Source organism: Ruegeria sp. AI3, from assembly GCF_056541245.1.
In genome coordinates this window covers 24,300-45,632 of the sequence record NZ_JBQFYA010000022.1, presented here as the reverse complement: position 1 = coordinate 45,632, position 21,333 = coordinate 24,300, and the positions used below count along the sequence as shown (strand labels likewise).

Annotated in this window: 18 protein-coding genes; 3 read left to right on the top strand and 15 right to left on the bottom strand. The window is 58.5% G+C overall.

Annotation, left to right across the window (positions count from 1 at the left end; genetic code table 11):
* Positions 1-21: 21 nt before the first annotated feature.
* The 4 genes from rpoC to rplJ all read right to left on the bottom strand — a co-directional run bounded on the left by rpoC (position 22) and on the right by rplJ (position 9,673).
* Entirely contained in the window at positions 22-4,263 is a 4,242-nt protein-coding gene (rpoC, locus tag ACRZ95_RS22260) for a DNA-directed RNA polymerase subunit beta' (RefSeq protein ID WP_170471243.1), read from the bottom strand.
* Between the two features lie 50 nt (positions 4,264-4,313).
* On the bottom strand, positions 4,314-8,450 hold the full coding sequence (gene rpoB / locus ACRZ95_RS22255) for a DNA-directed RNA polymerase subunit beta (RefSeq protein ID WP_170375383.1): 4,137 nt from the start codon (positions 8,448-8,450) through the stop codon (positions 4,314-4,316).
* Positions 8,451-8,700: 250 nt separating this feature from the next.
* Positions 8,701-9,075: a 50S ribosomal protein L7/L12 gene (gene rplL, locus ACRZ95_RS22250; RefSeq protein WP_008204003.1), complete on the bottom strand. Its 375-nt coding sequence runs from the start codon at positions 9,073-9,075 to the stop codon at positions 8,701-8,703.
* 79 nt (positions 9,076-9,154) lie between these two features.
* A complete protein-coding gene (gene rplJ / locus ACRZ95_RS22245) occupies positions 9,155-9,673 on the bottom strand; it encodes a 50S ribosomal protein L10 (protein WP_170375385.1) in 519 nt (172 codons plus the stop codon).
* A 436-nt stretch (positions 9,674-10,109) separates the two neighbouring features.
* Here rplJ and ACRZ95_RS22240 point away from each other — a divergent pair, with 436 nt between their 5' ends.
* Positions 10,110-11,069: an aminoglycoside phosphotransferase family protein gene (locus ACRZ95_RS22240; protein WP_170677872.1), complete on the top strand. Its 960-nt coding sequence runs from the start codon at positions 10,110-10,112 to the stop codon at positions 11,067-11,069.
* Positions 11,070-11,135: 66 nt separating this feature from the next.
* Here ACRZ95_RS22240 and rplA read toward each other — a convergent pair whose 3' ends face one another.
* Complete coding sequence (rplA, locus tag ACRZ95_RS22235) at positions 11,136-11,834, bottom strand: 50S ribosomal protein L1 (RefSeq protein ID WP_170375389.1); 699 nt, start codon at positions 11,832-11,834, stop codon at positions 11,136-11,138.
* A 1-nt stretch (position 11,835) separates the two neighbouring features.
* Positions 11,836-12,285: a 50S ribosomal protein L11 gene (rplK, locus tag ACRZ95_RS22230; RefSeq protein WP_113791694.1), complete on the bottom strand. Its 450-nt coding sequence runs from the start codon at positions 12,283-12,285 to the stop codon at positions 11,836-11,838.
* A gap of 279 nt (positions 12,286-12,564) precedes the next feature.
* Here rplK and ACRZ95_RS22225 point away from each other — a divergent pair, with 279 nt between their 5' ends.
* Positions 12,565-13,497: a hypothetical protein gene (locus tag ACRZ95_RS22225; RefSeq protein ID WP_170677874.1), complete on the top strand. Its 933-nt coding sequence runs from the start codon at positions 12,565-12,567 to the stop codon at positions 13,495-13,497.
* A 108-nt stretch (positions 13,498-13,605) separates the two neighbouring features.
* Here the strand turns inward: ACRZ95_RS22225 and nusG are convergent, their stop codons facing one another.
* The 7 genes from nusG to ACRZ95_RS22190 form a co-directional block, all read right to left on the bottom strand.
* On the bottom strand, positions 13,606-14,139 hold the full coding sequence (nusG, locus tag ACRZ95_RS22220; protein WP_117872965.1) for a transcription termination/antitermination protein NusG: 534 nt from the start codon (positions 14,137-14,139) through the stop codon (positions 13,606-13,608).
* Between the two features lie 211 nt (positions 14,140-14,350).
* Positions 14,351-14,548: a preprotein translocase subunit SecE gene (secE, locus tag ACRZ95_RS22215; RefSeq protein ID WP_050605011.1), complete on the bottom strand. Its 198-nt coding sequence runs from the start codon at positions 14,546-14,548 to the stop codon at positions 14,351-14,353.
* Between the two features lie 101 nt (positions 14,549-14,649).
* Entirely contained in the window at positions 14,650-14,808 is a 159-nt protein-coding gene (ccoS, locus tag ACRZ95_RS22210; protein ID WP_170375394.1) for a cbb3-type cytochrome oxidase assembly protein CcoS, read from the bottom strand.
* 5 nt (positions 14,809-14,813) lie between these two features.
* Positions 14,814-16,991, bottom strand: a complete 2,178-nt coding sequence (locus ACRZ95_RS22205; protein WP_170677876.1) for a heavy metal translocating P-type ATPase — start codon at positions 16,989-16,991, stop codon at positions 14,814-14,816.
* 4 nt (positions 16,992-16,995) lie between these two features.
* Positions 16,996-17,454, bottom strand: coding sequence for a FixH family protein (locus ACRZ95_RS22200; protein WP_170677884.1), 459 nt, complete (start codon positions 17,452-17,454; stop codon positions 16,996-16,998).
* 2 nt (positions 17,455-17,456) lie between these two features.
* Complete coding sequence (gene ccoG / locus ACRZ95_RS22195; RefSeq protein ID WP_170677893.1) at positions 17,457-18,884, bottom strand: cytochrome c oxidase accessory protein CcoG; 1,428 nt, start codon at positions 18,882-18,884, stop codon at positions 17,457-17,459.
* Positions 18,885-18,983: 99 nt separating this feature from the next.
* Positions 18,984-19,862 carry a LysR family transcriptional regulator gene (locus tag ACRZ95_RS22190; protein ID WP_170677895.1) on the bottom strand — a complete coding sequence of 293 codons (879 nt, stop codon included), beginning with the start codon at positions 19,860-19,862 and terminating at the stop codon, positions 18,984-18,986.
* Between the two features lie 99 nt (positions 19,863-19,961).
* On the opposite strand from ACRZ95_RS22190, the gene ACRZ95_RS22185 reads away from it, so the two are divergent.
* Complete coding sequence (locus ACRZ95_RS22185) at positions 19,962-20,120, top strand: hypothetical protein (protein ID WP_170677897.1); 159 nt, start codon at positions 19,962-19,964, stop codon at positions 20,118-20,120.
* A gap of 142 nt (positions 20,121-20,262) precedes the next feature.
* Here ACRZ95_RS22185 and ccoP read toward each other — a convergent pair whose 3' ends face one another.
* Positions 20,263-21,126, bottom strand: coding sequence for a cytochrome-c oxidase, cbb3-type subunit III (ccoP, locus tag ACRZ95_RS22180; protein ID WP_170638375.1), 864 nt, complete (start codon positions 21,124-21,126; stop codon positions 20,263-20,265).
* Complete coding sequence (locus ACRZ95_RS22175) at positions 21,123-21,329, bottom strand: cbb3-type cytochrome c oxidase subunit 3 (protein ID WP_170375409.1); 207 nt, start codon at positions 21,327-21,329, stop codon at positions 21,123-21,125. Before ACRZ95_RS22175 ends, ccoP begins: the two co-directional genes overlap by 4 nt.
* Between the last annotated feature and the right edge of the window lie 4 nt (positions 21,330-21,333).

Genomic DNA, 21,333 nt, shown 5'->3' with positions numbered 1-21,333 from the left:
TCTGTCTCTCAGATCCGAGGGTTACTCGCGGCTTTCCGGTGTTTCCACCAGAACGTCCAGCTCATCCCCTACCATGTCGTCATCAAAGCTGGGCGCCGCCAGAGCAGCAGCGGCTTCGGCCTCTTCCCGACGGGCTTCGATGACCACATTGTCACGCGACTGGGCGATGTGGCGGACGGCCTGAGTGGCCCCACCGGTACCGGCGGGGATCAGACGACCAACGATGACGTTCTCTTTCAGGCCAACCAGCTTGTCTTTCTTGCCCTGAACCGACGCTTCGGTAAGGACGCGGGTGGTTTCCTGGAACGACGCCGCAGAGATGAACGAACGCGTTTGCAGCGAGGCTTTGGTGATCCCCAGAAGGATTGGCTCGCCTTGTGCCGGACGACCACCGCGGGCAATGGTCTTCTCGTTGGCCGCGTCGAACTCTTGCTTGTCGACATGCTCGCCTTTCAGCAGGGTGGTGTCGCCTGAATCCAGGATCTCCCACTTCTGCAGCATCTGGCGCACGATGACCTCGATGTGCTTGTCGTTGATCTTCACGCCCTGCAGACGATAGACGTCCTGCACCTCGTCGATCATGTAATCCGCCAGCGCTTCGACACCCATGATGGACAGGATGTCGTGCGGAGCCGGGTTACCGTCCATCAGGTATTCACCCTTCTGGATGAAGTCCCCTTCGGCGACCGGGATGTGCTTGCCCTTGGGCACCATGTACTCGATGGTCTCCATGGACTCGTCAGCCGGTTCGATGCTGATGCGGCGCTTGTTCTTGTAGTCGCGACCAAAGCGCACGTAACCATCGGCTTCTGCGATGATCGCGTGATCTTTCGGACGACGCGCTTCGAACAGTTCGGCCACACGCGGCAGACCACCGGTGATGTCCTTGGTCTTGGCACCTTCGCGCGGGATACGCGCAACAACGTCACCAGCTTCGACCTTCTGACCGTCTTCGACCGACAGGATCGCATCCACCGACATCGGGTAGTGAACCGGGTTGCCCGCATCGTTGCGGACCGGCTCGCCATCTTCGCCAACCAGAATGATCTCGGGCTTGAGGTCGCTGCCCTTGGGGGCCGCGCGCCAGTCGATCACGATCTTCTGGGTCATACCGGTTGCTTCGTCGGTCTCGTCGCGGACAGCAAGGCCCGAAACCAGGTCGACATATTTCGCAGTACCGGCTTTTTCGGCGATGATCGGCAGGGTGTAGGGGTCCCATTCGAACAGCTTGTCGCCACGGGCCACTTTGGTGCCGTCCTTGACGAACAGCTTGGAGCCGTAGCCCAGTTTGAAGCTGGCCCGCTCTTCGCCGTGTTCGTCGTTGATCACCAGCTTCATGTTCCGGCCCATGACCAGACTTTCACCTGCGGCATTGACCAGGATCTGCGGGTTCTCAAACGCAACAACGCCTTCCTGGTTGGCTTCCTGGAACGACTGCTGACCACCCTGCGCAACACCACCGATGTGGAAGGTCCGCATGGTCAGCTGTGTACCGGGTTCACCGATCGACTGCGCGGCGATGATGCCGACAGCTTCACCTGTGTTCACCATAGTACCGCGGGCAAGGTCACGGCCGTAGCAGGTTGCGCAGACGCCTTCCTCGGACTCACAGGTCAGAGGCGAGCGGATGCGCATCGAGGCAACGCCGGCCTCATCAATGGTGTCAGCCATACGTTCGTCGATCAACTGACCTGCGGCCACGATCACCTCATCGGTGCCCGGACGCAGAACATCGTCAGCCGCCACACGACCCAGCACACGTTCGGCCAGCGAGGCGACAACCTCACCGTCATTCACGGCAGCTTCGGCAGTGATCGCACGCTCGGTGCCACAGTCGATCTCACGAACGATACAGTCTTGCGCCACGTCCACCAGACGACGGGTCAGGTAACCTGAGTTCGCCGTCTTCAGAGCGGTATCCGAAAGACCCTTACGGGCACCGTGGGTCGAGTTGAAGTACTCAAGAACGGTCAGACCTTCTTTAAAGTTCGAGATGATCGGCGTCTCGATGATGTCACCGTTCGGCTTGGCCATCAGGCCGCGCATACCGCCCAGCTGTTTCATCTGAGTGACCGAGCCACGCGCACCGGAGTGGGCCATCATGTAGACCGAGTTCGGTTCCTGCTCGGAGCCATCCTCAGCCCGATCCGACGACGAGATCGTCGACATCATGGCCTCGGTGACGCGGTCGTTACACTTCGACCAGGCATCAACAACTTTGTTGTACTTTTCGCCCTGAGTGATCAGGCCGTCCATGTACTGCTGTTCAAAGTCCTTCACCTGACCGCGGGTGTCATCAACGATGCCCCACTTGTCGTCTGGAATGACCATGTCGTCCTTACCGAACGAGATGCCCGCTTTGAACGCTTCTTTGAAGCCCATCGACATGATCTGGTCACAGAAGATGACCGACTCTTTCTGACCGCAATACCGGTAGACGGTGTCGATCACCTGCTGCACTTCTTTCTTCCGCAGCAGGCGGTTGACCAGATCGAACGGCGCTTTGTTGTTCATCGGCAGCAGAGCACCTAGGCGTAGACGGCCCGGAGTGGTCTCATAGCGCTTCTGAACTTCGTTGCCTTCGTCGTCGATCTGCGTGATCCGCGCGGTGATTTTCGAGTGCAGATGCACTTCGCCGGAATCCAGCGCGTGCTGAACTTCGTCGATCGACCCGAACACCTTACCTTCGCCCGGCATGCCTTCGCGTTCCAGGGTCACATAATAGAGACCCAGGATCATATCCTGCGACGGAACGATGATCGGCGCGCCGTTTGCAGGCGAAAGAACGTTGTTCGTCGACATCATCAGAACACGGGCTTCCAACTGCGCCTCAAGGCTCAGCGGGACGTGAACGGCCATCTGGTCACCGTCGAAGTCGGCGTTAAAGGCCGAACAGACCAGCGGGTGCAGCTGGATGGCTTTACCTTCGATCAGGACCGGCTCGAACGCCTGAATGCCAAGACGGTGCAGCGTCGGCGCACGGTTCAGCATGACAGGGTGTTCGCGGATCACCTCGTCGAGGATATCCCAAACTTCGGGACGCTCTTTTTCGACTAGTTTCTTCGCCTGTTTCACGGTCGAAGACAGACCCTTGGCTTCAAGGCGCGAGTAGATGAACGGCTTGAACAGCTCCAGCGCCATCTTCTTGGGCAGACCACACTGGTGCAGCTTGAGTTCCGGACCGGTCACAATGACCGAACGGCCCGAGAAGTCGACCCGCTTACCCAGAAGGTTCTGACGGAAGCGACCTTGCTTACCTTTCAGCATGTCCGACAGCGATTTCAGCGGACGCTTGTTGGCGCCGGTGATCACGCGGCCACGACGGCCGTTGTCGAACAGAGCATCCACGGATTCCTGCAGCATCCGCTTTTCGTTGCGGACGATGATGTCAGGCGCGCGCAGTTCGATCAGACGCTTCAGACGGTTGTTCCGGTTGATGACGCGGCGATACAGATCGTTCAGATCCGAAGTCGCAAAACGGCCACCATCCAGCGGAACCAGCGGACGCAGTTCCGGCGGGATAACCGGGATCACGGTCATCACCATCCACTCGGGACGGTTGCCCGACTCGAGGAAGGATTCAACAACCTTCAGACGCTTGATGATTTTCTTGGGCTTCAGCTCGCCGGTCGCTTCGGCCAGATCAGCGCGCAACTGCTCGGCTTCGGCTTCCAGATCGATCTGGGCCAGCATCTCACGGATGGCTTCGGCACCGATATTGGCGGTGAACGCGTCCATGCCATAGGCATCCTGCGCGTCCATGTACTCTTCTTCGGTCAGCATCTGGCCGTAGGTCAGGTCGGTCAGACCGGGCTCGATAACGACATAGTTTTCAAAGTACAGAACGCGTTCCAGATCGCGCAGCGTCATGTCCAGCATCAGACCGATGCGGGACGGCAGCGATTTCAGGAACCAGATATGCGCAACAGGCGCGGCCAGTTCGATATGGCCCATACGCTCACGGCGGACTTTCTGCAGGGTGACTTCCACACCGCATTTCTCGCAGACAACGCCGCGATACTTCATCCGCTTATATTTGCCGCACAGACATTCGTAATCTTTGATCGGGCCAAAGATACGCGCGCAGAACAGACCGTCACGCTCGGGCTTGAACGTCCGGTAGTTGATGGTTTCGGGTTTCTTGATCTCGCCATAGGACCAAGACAGGATCCGCTCGGGCGACGCCAGCGAGACCTTGATCTCGTCAAAGACCTTAGGGGGCGTCAGCGGGTTGAACGGGTTGTTGGTGATTTCCTGGTTCATTTGTTACCTCAAATCTTGCGGAAGGGGGGACGGGAGAAAGGGCAGCGCCCTTACTCCTCAACCTCCGCATCCAGGAGTTCCATATTCAGGCCGAGGCCACGGACTTCTTTCACCAGAACGTTGAACGATTCCGGTACGCCCGCTTCAAAGTTATCCTCGCCCTTGACGATCGACTCATAGACCTTGGTCCGGCCGGCGACGTCATCCGATTTCACGGTGAGCATCTCTTGCAGGGTGTAGGCGGCGCCGTAAGCTTCCAGAGCCCAGACTTCCATCTCACCAAAGCGCTGACCACCGAACTGCGCCTTACCACCCAGCGGCTGCTGGGTAACCAGACTGTACGGCCCGGTCGAACGCGCGTGGATCTTGTCATCCACCAGGTGGTGCAGTTTCAGCAGGTACTTGATGCCCACGGTCACCGGACGTGCAAATTGCTCACCGGTACGACCGTCGAACAGAACCGACTGCCCGCTTTCCGAGAAGCCCGCACGCACCAGCGCGTCGTTGACGTCAGCCTCTTTGGCGCCGTCGAAGACCGGGGTTGCGATCGGAACACCACGGGTCACATTCCCCGCAGCCTCGATCAGACCATCCTCGTCCAGACCGGTGATGCCTTCTTCGTAGACATTCTCACCATAGGCCAGCTTCATCGCTTCGCGCACCGGGGTCAGATCGCCGGAACGGCGGTATTCACCCAGAGCGTCATCGATGTTCAGACCCAGGCCGCGCGCGGCCCAACCCATGTGGGTTTCGAGGATCTGACCAACGTTCATACGCGAAGGCACACCCAGGGGGTTCAGACAGAAGTCAACCGGAGTACCATCGGCCAGGAACGGCATGTCTTCCATCGGAACAACCTTGGAGATCACACCTTTGTTCCCGTGACGACCGGCCATCTTATCGCCCGGCTGCAGCTTACGCTTCACGGCGATGAAGACTTTAACCATCTTCATCACACCCGGCGGCAGGTCGTCGCCACGACGGACCTTCTCGACCTTGTCCTCGAAACGAGCGTCCAGTGCACGCTTTTGCACTTCGTACTGCTCGTTCAGAGCCTCAACGATCTGTGCGTCCTGCTCGCCTTCCAGCGCCAGCTGCCACCACTGACCACGGGTCAGGGTTTCCAGCAGCTCCTCGGTGATCACCGACCCTGCCTTGACGCCTTTCGGGCCTTTGACAGCGGTTTTACCAAGGATCAGGCCTTGCAGGCGCGCATAGATGTTGCGGTCCAGGATCGCCAGCTCGTCGTCCCGGTCACGGGCCAGACGTTCGACTTCCTCACGCTCGATCTGCAGCGCACGCTCGTCTTTCTCGACGCCGTGACGGTTGAAGACGCGAACCTCAACGACCGTACCGTAGTCGCCCGGCTTCACGCGCAGCGAAGTGTCACGCACGTCGGATGCTTTTTCACCAAAGATGGCGCGCAGCAGCTTTTCTTCCGGGGTCATCGGGCTTTCGCCCTTCGGAGTGATCTTGCCGACCAGAATATCGCCCGGCTCAACATCCGCACCGATGTAAACAATGCCCGCCTCGTCGAGGTTGCGCAGCGCTTCTTCACCGACGTTCGGGATGTCGCGGGTGATCTCTTCCGGACCCAGCTTGGTATCACGGGCGGCGACTTCGAATTCCTCGATATGGACCGAGGTAAAGACGTCATCACGCGCGATACGTTCCGAGATCAGGATCGAGTCTTCGTAGTTGTAGCCGTTCCACGGCATGAACGCGACGACCACGTTCTTACCAAGCGCCAGTTCACCCATATCGGTCGACGGACCATCGGCAATGACCTCGCCCTTCTGGACGGTGTCACCCACCTTGATCAGCGGACGCTGGTTGATGCAGGTGTTCTGGTTCGAACGCTGGAACTTGCGCAGACGATAGATGTCAACGCCAGCGTCGCCCAGTTCCAGATCTTCGGTGGCGCGGATAACGATACGCTGGGCATCGACCTGGTCGATGATACCGGCGCGTTTCGCCTGAATCGCAGCACCCGAGTCGATCGCAACCTTTTCCTCGATCCCGGTTCCGACCAGCGGCGCTTCGGCGCGCAGCAGCGGAACCGCCTGACGTTGCATGTTCGAGCCCATCAGAGCGCGGTTGGCGTCGTCATTTTCAAGGAACGGGATCAACGATGCAGCAACCGATACCAGCTGTTTCGGCGACACGTCGATCAGGTCAACATTCTCACGCGGAGCCAGAGTGTAGTCACCGGCCTGACGGGTCGAAACCAGATCGTTGATGAACTTGCCATCAGCATCCAGCGTCGCGTTCGCCTGCGCCACGGTGTGACGCATTTCCTCGGTCGCGGACATGTAGTGAACCTCATCGGTCACCTCGGCGTCTTTGACGACGCGGTACGGTGTTTCGATGAAGCCATACTTGTTCACGCGGGCAAAGGTCGCCAGCGAGTTGATCAGACCGATGTTCGGACCTTCGGGCGTTTCAATCGGGCACATCCGGCCATAGTGGGTCGGGTGTACGTCGCGCACCTCAAAGCCTGCACGCTCACGTGTCAGACCACCGGGGCCAAGCGCCGAGAGGCGGCGTTTGTGGGTGACTTCCGACAGCGGGTTGGTCTGGTCCATGAACTGCGACAGCTGCGACGAGCCGAAGAATTCGCGAACAGCAGCCGCAGCGGGTTTCGCGTTGATCAAGTCCTGAGGCATGACGGTGTCGATTTCGACCGACGACATACGCTCTTTGATCGCGCGCTCCATGCGCAGCAGGCCAACGCGGTACTGGTTTTCCATCAGTTCGCCGACCGAACGCACACGACGGTTTCCGAGGTGGTCGATATCGTCGATGTCACCTTTACCGTCACGCAGTTCCACCAGTGCCTTGATGCAGGCCACGATGTCTTCGCGGCGCAGGGTGCGCAGAGTGTCGGGCGCATCCAGAGCCAGACGCATGTTCATCTTCACGCGACCAACGGCGGACAGGTCATAACGCTCGCTGTCGAAGAACAGTGTGTCGAACAGAGCCGACGCAGCTTCGACGGTGGGCGGCTCACCCGGGCGCATGACGCGGTAGATGTCCATGAGCGCGCTTTCGCGGTTCATGTTCTTGTCCTGCGCCATGGTGTTGCGCATGTACGGACCAACATTGACGTTGTCGATGTCCAGAACCGGAATGTCGGTGATGCCCGCGTCGATCAACTCTTTCGCGGTGCCGCCGATCAGATCGCCGTCCTTGTCATATTCCAGCGTCAGCTCGTCACCGGCCTCGACATAGATCGCACCGGTTTCTTCGTTGATGATGTCCTTGGCGACGTATTTGCCAACGATGTGATCGAACGGAACCAGCAGGTCGGTGACGGTGCCTTCGTCGATCAGCTTCTTGACCGCGCGCGGAGTGACTTTCTTGCCCGCTTCGGCAATCACTTCACCAGATTTGGCGTCAACCAGATCATAGGTCGGACGGGTGCCGCGTACACGCTCGGGGAAGAACGGTGTGACCCAGCCCTTCTTCTTATCCAGCTTGTAGGACACGGTGTTGTAATACGCGTCCATGATCGCTTCCTGATCCAGACCCAATGCATACAGCAGGGTCGTCACAGGCAGTTTGCGGCGACGGTCGATACGGGCGAAGACGATGTCTTTAGCGTCGAACTCAAAGTCCAGCCAGCTGCCGCGATACGGGATGATGCGGCAGGCAAACAGCAGTTTGCCCGAGGAATGGGTTTTGCCCTTGTCGTGGTCAAAGAACACACCGGGCGAGCGGTGCATCTGGGACACGATCACACGCTCGGTGCCGTTCACGATGAACGTTCCGTTCGGTGTCATCAGGGGCATGTCGCCCATGAACACGTCCTGTTCCTTGATGTCTTTGACCGATTTCGCGCCGGTGTCCTCATCGACATCAAACACGATCAGACGCAGAGTGACCTTCAACGGCGCGCTGTAGGTCATGTCGCGCTGCATGCACTCTTCGACGTCGTATTTCGGTTTTTCCAGATCGTATTTCACGAACTCCAGAACGGAGGTTTCGTTGAAATCCTTGATCGGGAAAACCGACTGGAACACACCGTTGATGCCTTCGCCGTCCGTGGGCTGTTCTGCATCGCCGGAGCGCAGGAAAAGATCATAAGAAGATTTCTGTACCTCAATGAGGTTCGGCATCTCCAGCACTTCGCGGATTTTGCCGTAATATTTACGAAGACGTTTCTGGCCAAGGAACGTTTGAGCCATGTCAGATGTCACCTTTCGATGTTCTCAGCGGGCAAAGACACCGTCGGGCCCCGGCATCTTGCACATTCGAGACGACACGCCCGGATCAATTCGTGGCCACCGTCCCGAAGGCGGCCTCCCGATCCGAAAACCGTGTCTTAGAAAACGCCCCACGAATTGAGGCCCTTTCTAAGACAGGTTCGGCTGGACCCGGATTTCTCCGGACCCAGCCAAATTTTTCGGCGCATCAGCGATGCGCCAGAGACTAAGCTTAGGCCAGTTCGACTTCGGCGCCAGCTGCTTCCAGCTTGGCTTTGACGTCTTCTGCTTCTGCTTTGTCCACGCCTTCTTTGATCTTGCCGCCGGCTTCGACCAGTTCCTTGGCTTCTTTCAGGCCCAGGCCGGTGATGCCGCGAACTTCTTTGATGACGTTGATTTTCGATGCGCCGGCGTTCTTCAGAACGACGTCGAATTCGGTTTTTTCTTCCTCAGCTGCACCGCCGGCGTCGCCACCAGCAGCCATGACAACTGCGCCGCCTGCTGCGGGCTCGATGCCGTATTCGTCTTTGAGGATGGTTTTCAGTTCTTGTGCTTCCAGCAGGGTCAGACCCACGATGCTTTCTGCGAGTGCTTTCAGATCAGCCATTTTATCAGCTCTTTCCGTTTACAGTGTGTGTTCCAACGTCAGGGGGTATCCCCTACGCAGATCATTCAGTGCCAACCGCTTACGCAGCTTCCGCCTTCTCTTCGATGGTGGAAAGGATGCTTGCGATGTTGCTTGCAGGTGCGCCAATTGCACCGGCGATGTTCGAAGCAGGCGCGCCAAGCATACCAGCGATCGTAGCAATAAGCTCTTCACGCGACGGCATTTTCGACACGGCTGTAACACCAGCCCGGTCCAGAGCGTTCTCGCCCATTGCACCGCCAAGGATTTCGAACTTTTGGTTCTCTTTGGCGAAGTCCTCGGCCACCTTGGCTGCTGCCACGGGGTCCTCGGAATAGGTCAGAACGGTCATCCCTGTCAGCAGGTCGGCCATGCTTTCACACGGCTTACCCTCAAGGGCGATTTTGGCGAGCCTGTTCTTGGCAACACGCACGGAGCCGCCCGCGTCACGAGCACGTGCGCGAAGGTCCTGCATCTCGGCAACTGTCAGACCGGCGTAGTGAGCAACCACTACGACGCCAGAGCTTTCGAAGATTTGGCCGAGTTCCTCGACCACTTTCTCTTTCTGGGCTCTATCCACAGTTCTCTCCAAGTTTGGGGCGATCACTCACCCCGGCTCATATTTGCCGAGGGGTTAACCCCGGCGTTCAGGTCCGTTGTTACGGGATTGGCCAAAATGCGCCCGAGGGTGGGACCCTCAGAATTCTTTGGTCTTACCCGTCTCAGGCAGGGAATTAAGGCGCCATATGGCACCACCCACCGTCTTGGACGAAACGAAATAAAGCGCACGACGAATCGCACGCTTTACTTCGCAGCCTTACTTAGGGCAGATGGCGGGGGTTTCCAAGGGGTAAATTGCCCCTATTTGCACTTGCGGCATCAAGGCGGAATACGCCCTTTGTATGCGGGACGATCTGCCCAGGGGTCAATAGACGCCAGCAATATCATTGACAGTGGGTTTCAGCTACGGTCACCTCCGGTATGAATGCCCGAAAACACTCCGGACTTGAGGCAAAATGACAGCGGTTACTCTGGAAGAATTCGACAAGGCCAGCGCCTGCGCCAATGAGTTGGCGCAGTCCTGTTTCGACACGCCCATCACTCAGATCCGCTTTAACTGCCGCTCCCATGCCTTTCCCAATACCCGTCTGGTTTGGAAGGTCGAAACATCGAACCGTTCCTACGCGTTAAAGCTTGATACCTTGTCGCCTGAAACGGGACGCCTGCGTAAAGAGTTCGACCTGCTGGTGCAACTGACCGAACACTTCAAGACGTCCAAAAACAACCGGGTCGTCCGCCCCGTCTACATGTCGCCAGGAGGCGCGTTCATGGTGACCGAGTTTGTAGAACGCCCAACCGCGACGGATATCATCTACAACAGCGACGATGACGCCCAGGTGGCCCAAGTCTATCGACGGGCGGGGTCGTGGCTGCATGACCTGCACGGGGTTCAAAACGCCACGGACTACGCGTTTCGGCCGCGTTGGATGATCGACAGCATACGCGAGCAGTCCACCCAAGTGCCCTCGCACGTCTCGGACATCAGCCAGCCTATGGTCGAGGAATTTCTGGCCGAAGTCCCATCCTTGAAAAACCGCCCTGACCTGCGTGTGTTTTCCCATGGGGATTTTCACGGCCTGAACCTGATCATGGGCCAAGGCACCGCCATCGGGCTGGATTTCACCGAGGCCCGCGACAAGCTGGCCGTCTATGATATCGTCGACTTTTTGAAGGCGGATATCTTCCGGGACGGGGCCAATAGGGACATCGATCGAAGCGGCGTTCTGACCCGCAACAAAGAGATGTTCTTCCGCCAGTATCGCCACCCGATCGACACTCAGATCCTCGATTGCTGCCTGCGGGGCCGATTACTGAAGGACTGGCTGCGCCTCTGGCAACCCGACATCACCTGCAGCGAGTTCGAACTGCGCAAACGCGACCGACTGCAATTGCGCCTGCAACAGGCCTTTCGCTAAGGCAGCAAAAAACCCGAGCAGCTTGCGCTACTCGGGTTTCAAGGATTTCTACGTCTGCGTTAAGGCTTATTCGCCTGCAGCAGCCGCCACGTCCAGCGTCACACCCGGGCCCATGGTCGAGCTCAGCGCGATCTTCTTCATGTAAGTACCTTTCGCGCCCGACGGCTTGGCTTTCGCAACAGCCGAGATAAAGGCACGGACGTTTTCGGCCAGCTTGGCTTCGTCGAAGGACGCTTTGCCAACACCTGCGTGCACAACGCCACCTTTTTCAGCTTTGAACTGAACTTCACCACCTTTGGCTGCTTCCACGGCCGCTTTCACGTCCATGGTCACGGTGCCAACTTTGGGGTTCGGCATCAGGTTGCGCGGGCCCAGAACTTTACCTAGACGACCAACGATCGGCATCATGTCAGGGGTCGCGATGCAGCGATCGAATTCGATGGTGCCGCCCTGAATAGTTTCCATCAAGTCTTCTGCGCCAACGATGTCTGCGCCAGCTTCTTTCGCTTCGTCTGCCTTGGGGCCACGCGCGAATACAGCAACGCGCATCGCCTTACCGGTGCCGTTCGGCAGGCCAACGACGCCACGAACCATCTGGTCTGCGTGACGGGTGTCAACGCCCAGGTTCATCGCGATTTCGATGGTCTCGTCAAACTTCGAGGTGGCGTTGCCTTTTACCAGGGCAACTGCTTCTTCAACCGACAGGTTTTCCTTGCCGGCGACAGCTTCGCGCGCAGCGCGGGTACGTTTACCGAGTTTTGCCATCTTACTTCACCTCGATGCCCATAGAGCGGGCCGAGCCCAGGATGATCTGCATTGCGCCTTCGACGTCGTTGGCGTTCAGATCTTTCATTTTGGCTTCGGCGATTTCGCGAACCTGCTTGGTGGTTACGGTGGCCACAGTCTCACGACCGGGGTTCTCCGCGCCACGAGGGCGGTTACGCTTGCCAACCGGCTTCAGACCAGCTGCTTTTTTCAGGTAATAAGACGCGGGCGGCGTCTTGATGTCCATTGTGAAGGACTTGTCCTGATAGTAGGTGATCACGGTCGGGCAAGGAGCGCCTTGCTCCATGTCTGCGGTCTTGGCGTTGAACGCCTTGCAGAATTCCATGATGTTGATGCCGCGCTGACCCAGCGCCGGACCAACTGGAGGCGACGGGTTCGCCTGACCTGCAGGAACCTGCAGTTTCATTGTACCAGCAAGCTTCTTAGCCATTTGGTTTTCCTTTCAACGTAGGCAGGACGCGTCCCACCCGGTTTATGTTGCGTGGTCCGATCCGGGATCGCGATCCCTGAAACCTCCCACGAGAGAATCTCGCCCGAAGACGATAGAGGCGGCGTGTAAAGGGGAATGAGTGGGTTGGCAAGGGCATTGCGAATATCCACTCACGTACATCTAAACCGAACTCACAGTAGGGAATTCCAGCATCGCGCCAAATCTACTTCTGATTGAAGATTGCGGATAATCAATCAAACCATTTGCAAAAGGCAGCTTTTGTTCCCTCTGAATTCACCCACCGTCTTTTCGATTGCTCTAGCAGGCATCGCGTTGATTTCCGCGATAGCGTTTCGATTTGATTGGCGAGTTCGCGCTCCGCTCATGCTCGCTTCAATTGCCCTTCCCACGGGCTTCTTGGTGTACCACCCGATAGCGGGTCAATATGCTGGGCTAGGGTACCTCATTGTCATCCTGTCTTGCCTTGCCATGTTTGCACTTGGTGCCGGCTGGGGCAGTGTCATGAGACTTTCGCGAGTTTCTCCGATCATATCCGTTTCAGCTCCGGTCATTGCAGCCTGCGCATATACGGGTCACGCCCTTTGGCTTCAGCACGTGCCAAAGGATTGCCTTAACGAAGACCTGCATGTTCGCATTGCTGGTGAAGTTGTAGTTCTACCACTGGAACTAAAACCCCGCCTCAAAATTGGGAATTCCGCAACCCATTTCGGAAGGATGGACCATAAATCTGGTTTTTCGAAAATATGCAGACTTAGCCAAAACGGCGCACGAGCTATTGATATGGACGTGGTGTGGATAAACCCCGCATCCAATCATGCGGCTCTGACTTCTCTCTGTGAGGGCATTGATGAGCCTGAGTGGTGCGGTCGCTATTCCTCGTATCCGTACCGCCACGTGGGAAAGGTGCTGTTTGCGACTGAGGATGAACTTGGCTTTCCCAAACCGTATTGGAAAGAAGGAGGGTCGTTGAAGAAAGAACGCCAAGGCGATCTGAACAAAGGCTCAATTTGTCTATTGTCAGACGTAGGGACAAAAACTCAATGCTGGGCTTGGCAGCCGTTTGGTGAAGGGTCGCGATTGACGGTCAGCACAAACAATCTTGACCCAATTTTTGTTGACATGCCCGTTGATGAAGCTCGCAATATGGCTCTTCAAGCCCTCAACACAACTCTCTCCATAGTCCAGCCGTAGGCTACCCGTGTGACTTGCGACACAGCAACCAAACCCAAGTAGTCCGAGGAAATGAAAACGCCCCAGTGTCTGTGGCACCGCGGCGTCTGGAATTCTCCGAGAAGGTAATCAGCCCTGCTTGGTAACCTGCGTAAAGTCCAACTCGACCGGCGTTTCCCGACCAAAGATCGAAACCGAGACCTTCAGCTTCTGGTTCTCGTCGTCCACGCCCTCGACCATGCCGTCGAAATCTTCGAACGGGCCGTCGTTGACCTTGACCTTCTCGCCGACCTCGAAGCTGATCATCAGCTTAGGCGCTTCTTCACCTTCCTGAACGCGGTTCAGGATCTGGTTCACTTCTGCGTCGCGCATCGGCATCGGGCGGCCTTGGGGACCAAGGAAACCGGTGACGCGGTTGATCGAGTTGATCAGGTGATAGCCCTGATCCGACATTTCCATATGCACCAGAACGTAACCGGGCATAAAGCGGCGTTCGGTGGTGACTTTCTTGCCGCGACGGACTTCGATCACCTCTTCGGTGGGGACCAGTACTTCGTCGATATCGTCCTCAAGGCCCTGTTCAGCCACCGACGTGCGGATCTGCTCTGCGATCTTCTTTTCAAAATTCGAAAGAACGCTGACCGAGTACCACCGTTTCGCCATGAACCTGTCGTCCTTGTTTGCCTTGGGCCAAGCCTCGCATTGCGGGTTCGCCCTGTATTGAAATCCTGTCGCGGCATGCCCGCGTGTTCCGGAATAAAAAGCGGCGCGCAGCCCGAATCGCCACACGCCCATTCCGAATAGTTCCGTGTGAACTACTCTGAGATTCCGCGCTGTGCAAGGGGGGCTGCGGTGTTTCCGCGCCTGAGTGCTGTTAGCTGAACGCGCCCAGGATCAGTTGCAAGCCGCCACGAATGCCCAGATCGACCAAAGCAAAGAATACAGCGGTCAGAGCAGCCATGATGAACACCATGACCGTGGTCAACAGCACCTCGCGCCGGGTCGGCCAGACGACCTTGGAAACTTCGGCTCGAACTTGCTGAATAAACTGGATCGGGTTGGTGGTGGCCATTTGGCGGGTTCTCTCTGCTTGCGGATAGGCCGGACATAGCCGGGCATTGCGGCAATTTCAAGGGCGGTTGGGATCAACTGTGATTTTGCATCCTCAGCCAGCTACTGCTTGGGCTTGTCATCCCATTCATCGCTGAGGATACGACGCGCATCGCCCTCGGGGTCCTCGTATTGGTTCGAGCGGACCGTGTAGACAAAAGCAACCAGGCCAATTCCGCCCAGAAACAGGGAAATCGGGATCAGATAGGCGAGCACTTCCATAACAGTTACCTCAGCCGCAGGGCATTCAAAGATACGGTAATCGACGAGGTCGACATCGCCAACGCCGCGATCAAAGGCGTGGCAAGCCCAATAACCGCCAGCGGCACCGCAATCACGTTGTAGACGGTCGCAATGCGGAAGTTCTCGCGAATCCGTTTTGTGGCTTTGACGGCAGTGTCACAGGCATCGGCGATGGGGGACAGGTCCGTCCCCAACAGAACGATATCGGACGCAACGCGCGCCGCATCCAGGGCGGAGGCCGGTGAGATAGACACATGCGCCGCCGCAAGGGCTGCCGTATCATTCAGACCATCGCCCACCATAAGGACCTTGTGGCCCCGTTCGCTGAGCTCCTGAATGCGCTGCGCTTTGTCCTGAGGCAGCGCTTCGGCAATCCAGTTCTCGATCCCCAGCTTCTCGGCCAGAGCTTTCACGGCACCCGTCGAATCGCCTGAAATCAGGATCACCTGCTTTCCGGCCTTGGCGAAGTCCGAGACGGCCTCGGCCGCGCCTGGTCGCAGGGCATCGGTGAATCGGAAGGCCACCGGCGTGTTCGATCCAACCGACAGCCAGGCGGAGGTCTCGACCCCTTGTTCCGCACCAACCCAAGCCGCGCGTCCAAGGCGCACGCGCTGGTTTCGATACTGGGCCTCGGTGCCATAGCCCGGAACCTCGGTGATATTTCGCAGCGTCGCGGGTTTGATCCCGGCCTCACGCGCTGCTTTGGCCAGAGCGACCGACAAGGGATGCGCCGATGCCTCGGCCAGAGCCAGTGCGATTTCAAGGTCGGCCGTGCTGTGATCGCCCAGATTGGTCACCTCGGGCGCGCCGGAGGTCAGAGTGCCGGTTTTGTCGAAGACAACCGTGTCGACCTCGGCCAAACGCTCCAGAGCAGTGGCGTGTTTGATCAACATTCCCTTGCGGAACAACCGGCCCGAGGCCGCCGTAGTCACCGCAGGAACCGCCAGCCCCAGCGCACACGGGCAAGTGATAATAAGCACCGCTGCCGCGATATTAAGGGCCGTGCGCATGTCGCCGGAATAGATGTACCAGCCCACAAAGCTGAGCGCCGACAGGATGTGAACGCCGGGGGCGTAAAGCTTGGCCGCTTTGTCCGCTAGCGAGGTGTATCTAGACCGGCCGGATTCGGCGATGGCCACGAGATCAGCCATACGATGGAGGGATGTATCTTCGCCAACCGCCGTGGCGCGGATGGTCAGAGGGCCGGTCAGGTTGACCTCGCCAGCGCTGACGATCTGGCCTGCCTCAGCAAATACTGGCAGGGTCTCACCCGTCAGCAGGGAGCGGTCCAATTCAGACTGGCCTGAGACAATCTGGCCATCCACCGGCATCCGCCCTCCGGGCCGCACAAGGATCAGGTCTCCGACGGCCAGGGCGGATACAGCGACCTCTTCTTCAGAGCCGTCGATCAGCCGAAGGGCACGAGGGACTTCTAGCGCTGTCAGCTCCTCAGCCGCGGACCGCGCGGCGGCGCGGGTGCGGTAGTCTAAGTATCGACCTGCCAGCAGAAAGAAGGTCAGCGTCAGGGCGGCATCGAAATAGGCATGCTCGCCGCTGAGTGCTGTTTCCCAAAGCGACGTCACCAGCGCCAGCAGGATCGCCAGAACGATCGGCACGTCCATGTTCAGCCGACGCACGCGAAGGGCTGACCATGCATTGGCAAAGAAGGGCTGCGCCGAAAAGGCAATCGCAGGCAGGGCGATCGCGGCAGAAATCCAGTGGAACATATCCCGCGTCGCATCCGTCGCCCCCGACCAGACCGAGACCGACAACAGCATCACGTTCATCGAGGCAAACCCGGCCACCGCCAAGCGCATCAGCAGATCACGCCCAGCCTTGTCTGCACTGGTGGCCGACAGGGCTCCGGCGTCTAGCTCATGCGCTTCATAACCCGCGCGCTCCAACACCGGGATCAGATCAGCAGCCCGCATTTCAGGCGCGGCTTTGATCATCGCACGCTTCAGGGTCAGGTTGACGCGCGCGTCCTCGACCCCGGGATGGGCGTTCAAAGCCCGCTCGACATTGGCGATACAAGCCGAGCAATGGATGCCGGGCAGAGACAACGCGATCTGAACATCCTCAGGGATCGGCCGCGCAGCTTCCGCCGGGGCGGCGACACACCCCGAACAAGCCGCCGTGCCTGAGGATAGCTGAACCGTCACCGCCCTACCCTTTCACGTACAGGGGTACCCGCTGAGCGAACTCGGCCCCTGAATGATCGCGGGCGACCAGGCGGATGTTCCAGTTCCCCTTTCCCAGCGTCGCAGGCGTTGCATAGGCAAGCCCGTCAAAGGTGAAATCGGGCGAGAAATCATCGCGCACATGAGTTGCACGGCCCACGACGGCCTGCAACTCGGCCACTTGCACTGGCGCGCCAGTGGTATCGGTGATGTGCAGGATCAGCAGACCGCCCGTGTTTTCTGCGCGCACCTCCCAGCCCAACGCCTGATGCTCCTTCAGACGGTCGTTGAACTCCTGACTTGCAACGTAGGAGTTTTTGACCTCCAGCCCCGGGAAGGTTTTGACCGCGCTATAGGCCAGGATCAGGTTCACCGTGATGATCACACCAAAGGCACATACGAACACCGCAAGGGCGTGTTTACCGGTGAATTTCCGCTCGGACATGATCAGTTCCCTCGTCCGTTGAAGCTTGTGTCTTTATTGGCGCGTTCGCCGCTGTCGATATCCTCAACCCAGATCCGGACGGCGGACGTATCCGCACGCGCAGGCCCCGTGTCAGGCGCCGCCGTAATGTAGACGCGTACCAGTTGCGCGGTATCGGGGGCTACAGTTACAGTTTGCCCGTCAACGCCTTCGATTTCCAGTAGCATGGCCGGATCGCCGGTCAGAGACAGATTGAACGGACGTTCTTCGCCATGTTTGTTGCGCAGGCGCACGTCGTAAGTGTTGCGGATGGTGCCATCCGACATAGTAACAAAGGTCGGATTGCGCACAGGCGCGACCGTCAGGTCGATATCGGACCGGATGAACAGGGCAAACAGCAGCGCGAAACCGACCAGAGACCACAACGCGGTGTACATGATCGTGCGCGGACGCAGAATGTGCTTCCAGATATTCTTAGGTGGCTGACCTGCGCGCTCATGCGCCTCATCACTCAGCGCCATATAGTCGATCAAACCCCGCGGTTTGCCGATCTTGGCCATCATGTCGTCGCAGGCGTCGATGCAAAGGGCGCAGGTGATGCACTCCAACTGCTGACCATCGCGAATGTCGATACCAACGGGGCAGACATTCACACAGGCCATGCAATCGATGCAATCGCCCAGCTCGGAATCGGCCGTGCGCTTGCCCTTGCCGCGCGGCTCACCGCGCCATTCGCGATAGCCGACGACCAGGGTGTCCTCGTCCATCATCGCGGCCTGAATGCGTGGCCACGGGCAGGCATAGATGCAGATCTGTTCGCGCGCGAAGCCACCAAACAAGAAAGTGGTGCCGGTCAGGATCAACATGGTCGTGTAGGCAACCGGGTGTGCGTTGCCGGTCACCAAATCACGCAGAAGGGTTGGCGCATCGGCAAAGTAGAAGACCCAGGCTCCGCCGGTTGCGAGGCCGATCAGGAACCAAGCGGTCCACTTCGTCAGACGCAAACGGGCCTTGCGGAGGTCCATCTTCTCTTGCCGGTGCAGGCGTAAGCGGGCATTGCGGTCGCCCTCGATCCAGCGTTCGACCAGAATGAACAGGTCGGTCCAGACGGTCTGCGGGCAGGCATATCCGCACCACACCCGGCCCAAGGCCGATGTGAACAGAAAAAGCCCGAGACCGGCCATGATCAGAAGGCCCGCAACAAAGTAGAATTCGTGCGGCCAAATCTCGATCCAGAAGAAATAGAAGCGGCGGTTAGCCAGATCCAGCAGCACAGCCTGATCCGGGAGGCTGGGCCCTCGGTCCCATCTGATCCATGGGGTGACGTAGTAGATCCCCAAGGTCACAATCAGGATAATCCATTTCAGGTTCCGGAACGGACCTGAGACGCGCCGAGGAAAGATAGGTTCTCGGGCGGCATACAAGCTGGGGGCGGGATCGGAATCGCTCACTGGCTGGCTCCAAGGATGGGTCTTATGGAAGTGTGTTCTTCCAGATCATGGACGCGCAAACATTGACATGGGTCAAAACGCGCATCGGACAAACACCTTTTACCGCGCGTCACCCGCCTGCCGCCTCAACCAGCTGACAAGTGTCTTTACCGCCGGTTTTAGAGGCGTTTTGGCCGTCAAAACGTGGTATCCGCTGCTTTCAGGCTCAGTATGGAGCTCAACAAGGCGGCCCGCCTTGATGTCCTGCTCGACGAAATGTCGCACCGTGGCTGTGACACCCTGCCCTGCCCGCAGCCCTTCAAGCAGCAAGGTCCCCGGCAGCGAGATGCGCCGCCCCTGAGGCGGGTGATCAACTCCGCGTCTGGCCAGCCAGGTCGAGGCCTCTGTGGTGCCAAACTCTTCCAGCCAAGGCAGCTGGCTCAACTCTTCCGGCGTCCAAACCGATCGACCGCCCAGCAGGCTGGGGGCCGCGACGACAACAAAAGGGGTTTCAAGCAGCATTTCGCAATCCACACCGGGCCACCCCCCAGACCCGTACCTGATCGCGACATCGACGCCGCCCGGCGTCAATTCCACCAGATGCGGAGAAGGGTCGATCGTCAGGCTGATTTCGGGGTATTTGGCCTGAAATTCCGGCAGTCGCGGCATCAACCACGAGGCGGCGAAGGTTGGTGTCAGCGACACATGAACCGGACGGGTGCCGCCTGCGCTCATCACCTCTTCCACGGCAGCGCCGATTGAACCGAACCCAAGCTGCACCGCACGCGCCAGATTCGCGCCTTCGGCTGTTAGGGAGAGGGACTTCCCATCGCGCCGGACCAGAGCCACACCCATGTGCTTCTCCAGCACGCGCAACTGCTGGCTTATGGCAGCGTGGCTCACATTCAACGCAGCGCCGGCTTGCACCACACCCCCCTTTTCAGCAAAGGCGGAGAAAGCGCGAAGGGACGAGAGCGGAGGCAGTTTCAACCAGTTCATATGTAATCCTAGCTTACATATAGAAATAGCAATTGGCTCGCATCCTGTACAGGGAAACATCATCCTAGGCGCATACAGAAAACGCGAAAGGAAAACCCCATGCTGAGTGTTTTTGCGAAATCGTTCATGACCGCGACACGGATCAACGAGCCCCATCTCAGGGACGCACCAAAGCTAGCCCGCAACAAATCGCGCTGGTTGCCCGAGCATCATTGGTGGAGGAAACACCCGCGCACGGTCGATCTTGAAGACCTTTGAAACGCGGTCTGTTCTGGATTGGCCAATGGCCCTATGATGGTTTTGGAAATAGGCACCGGCTGTTCAGGAAACGCGCGAACAGATGGAACAGCCGGTGCCGGGACCTGGGGGCAGCAAGCCGCCCCAAGGTATTCTTTTAGCCTTACTGACCGCCACCCAGTTGGTGGACATAGGCGGTCACGGCACGGATCTGCGCCTCGGTCAGGCGGGTATCCCAGGGGGGCATCACGCCAAAACGGCTGTAGGTCACCGTTTCAGTCAGGGCCTCTTCGCTGCCGCCATAGAGCCAGATGGCATCTGTTAGGTTCGGCGCGCCCTGGAAGACGTCGCCTTTGCCATCCTCGCCGTGACAGGCGGCACAATTGTCCTCAAAGACAACCTTGCCTGCCTGCGCGGCCGCATCGTCGGTCTGTGCATTGGTCAGCGACATCACGTACTGAACCACCTGAGTGATCTCTTCGCCTTCGAGGAGCTCACCAAAGGCCGGCATCTCGGAGTAGCGCGCATCGTCGCTTTCCTCGTTCCGGATCCCATAGCTGACGGTGAAATGGATATCCTCCATCGTGCCACCCCACAGCCATGCATCATCCAGCAGGTTCGGGAAGCCAGCCGCGCCCTGCGCGCCCGAGCCGTGACACTGTGCACACCAGGTGCGGAACACAGCGCTGCCTGCGTTGACGGCATATTGCTGCAACTCAGGGTCCGCCGAGATTTCCTCGAGCGGGGTTTCGACCAGCTTGGCGTTCCACGGAGCGTTGGCCTCTTCGAACGAGACCAGCTCCTGCTGGACTTCGGCCCGAGATGACCAACCCATGACGCCTGCCGTCGCCGACTGAACCAGTGGCCATGCGGGATACATGATCGTGTAAATCACACCCCAGAAGATCGTGGCGTAGAAGGTCCACAGCCACCAGCGGGGCATCGGGTTATCAAATTCTTCGATGCCGTCCCAGCTGTGACCGGTTGTATTCGGGTCACCCGGCTGTTTTTCAGGTGTCTTAGTCATTTCCGCGCCTCCTCGGATGTGGCGGGTTGGTCTTGCTGCGGTGCGGGTGCATCAACATGCCGGAAAGGGATGTTGGCGGTGTCGCTATATTCCTTGCTGGCGCCTGGGCGGAACACCCAGACAATGATGCCAACAAAGAAGGCGAACAGCAGAAGCAACATCCAGCTATCTGCGAACTGCCTCAGGAGAGTATATTCTTCCATTGCA

Coding starts and splice junctions, on each gene's coding strand:
- ACRZ95_RS22185 (WP_170677897.1), top strand. CDS start 19,962: ATGCTGAGTGTTTTTGCGAAATCGTTCATGACCGCGACACGGATCAAC.
- rplK (WP_113791694.1), bottom strand. CDS start 12,285: ATGGCTAAGAAGCTTGCTGGTACAATGAAACTGCAGGTTCCTGCAGGT.
- rpoC (WP_170471243.1), bottom strand. CDS start 4,263: ATGAACCAGGAAATCACCAACAACCCGTTCAACCCGCTGACGCCCCCT.
- ACRZ95_RS22190 (WP_170677895.1), bottom strand. CDS start 19,862: ATGAACTGGTTGAAACTGCCTCCGCTCTCGTCCCTTCGCGCTTTCTCC.
- secE (WP_050605011.1), bottom strand. CDS start 14,548: ATGGCCACCACCAACCCGATCCAGTTTATTCAGCAAGTTCGAGCCGAA.
- nusG (WP_117872965.1), bottom strand. CDS start 14,139: ATGGCGAAACGGTGGTACTCGGTCAGCGTTCTTTCGAATTTTGAAAAG.
- ACRZ95_RS22240 (WP_170677872.1), top strand. CDS start 10,110: ATGACAGCGGTTACTCTGGAAGAATTCGACAAGGCCAGCGCCTGCGCC.
- ACRZ95_RS22200 (WP_170677884.1), bottom strand. CDS start 17,454: ATGTCCGAGCGGAAATTCACCGGTAAACACGCCCTTGCGGTGTTCGTA.
- ccoS (WP_170375394.1), bottom strand. CDS start 14,808: ATGGAAGTGCTCGCCTATCTGATCCCGATTTCCCTGTTTCTGGGCGGA.
- ACRZ95_RS22175 (WP_170375409.1), bottom strand. CDS start 21,329: ATGGAAGAATATACTCTCCTGAGGCAGTTCGCAGATAGCTGGATGTTG.
- ccoP (WP_170638375.1), bottom strand. CDS start 21,126: ATGACTAAGACACCTGAAAAACAGCCGGGTGACCCGAATACAACCGGT.
- rplA (WP_170375389.1), bottom strand. CDS start 11,834: ATGGCAAAACTCGGTAAACGTACCCGCGCTGCGCGCGAAGCTGTCGCC.
- rplL (WP_008204003.1), bottom strand. CDS start 9,075: ATGGCTGATCTGAAAGCACTCGCAGAAAGCATCGTGGGTCTGACCCTG.
- rpoB (WP_170375383.1), bottom strand. CDS start 8,450: ATGGCTCAAACGTTCCTTGGCCAGAAACGTCTTCGTAAATATTACGGC.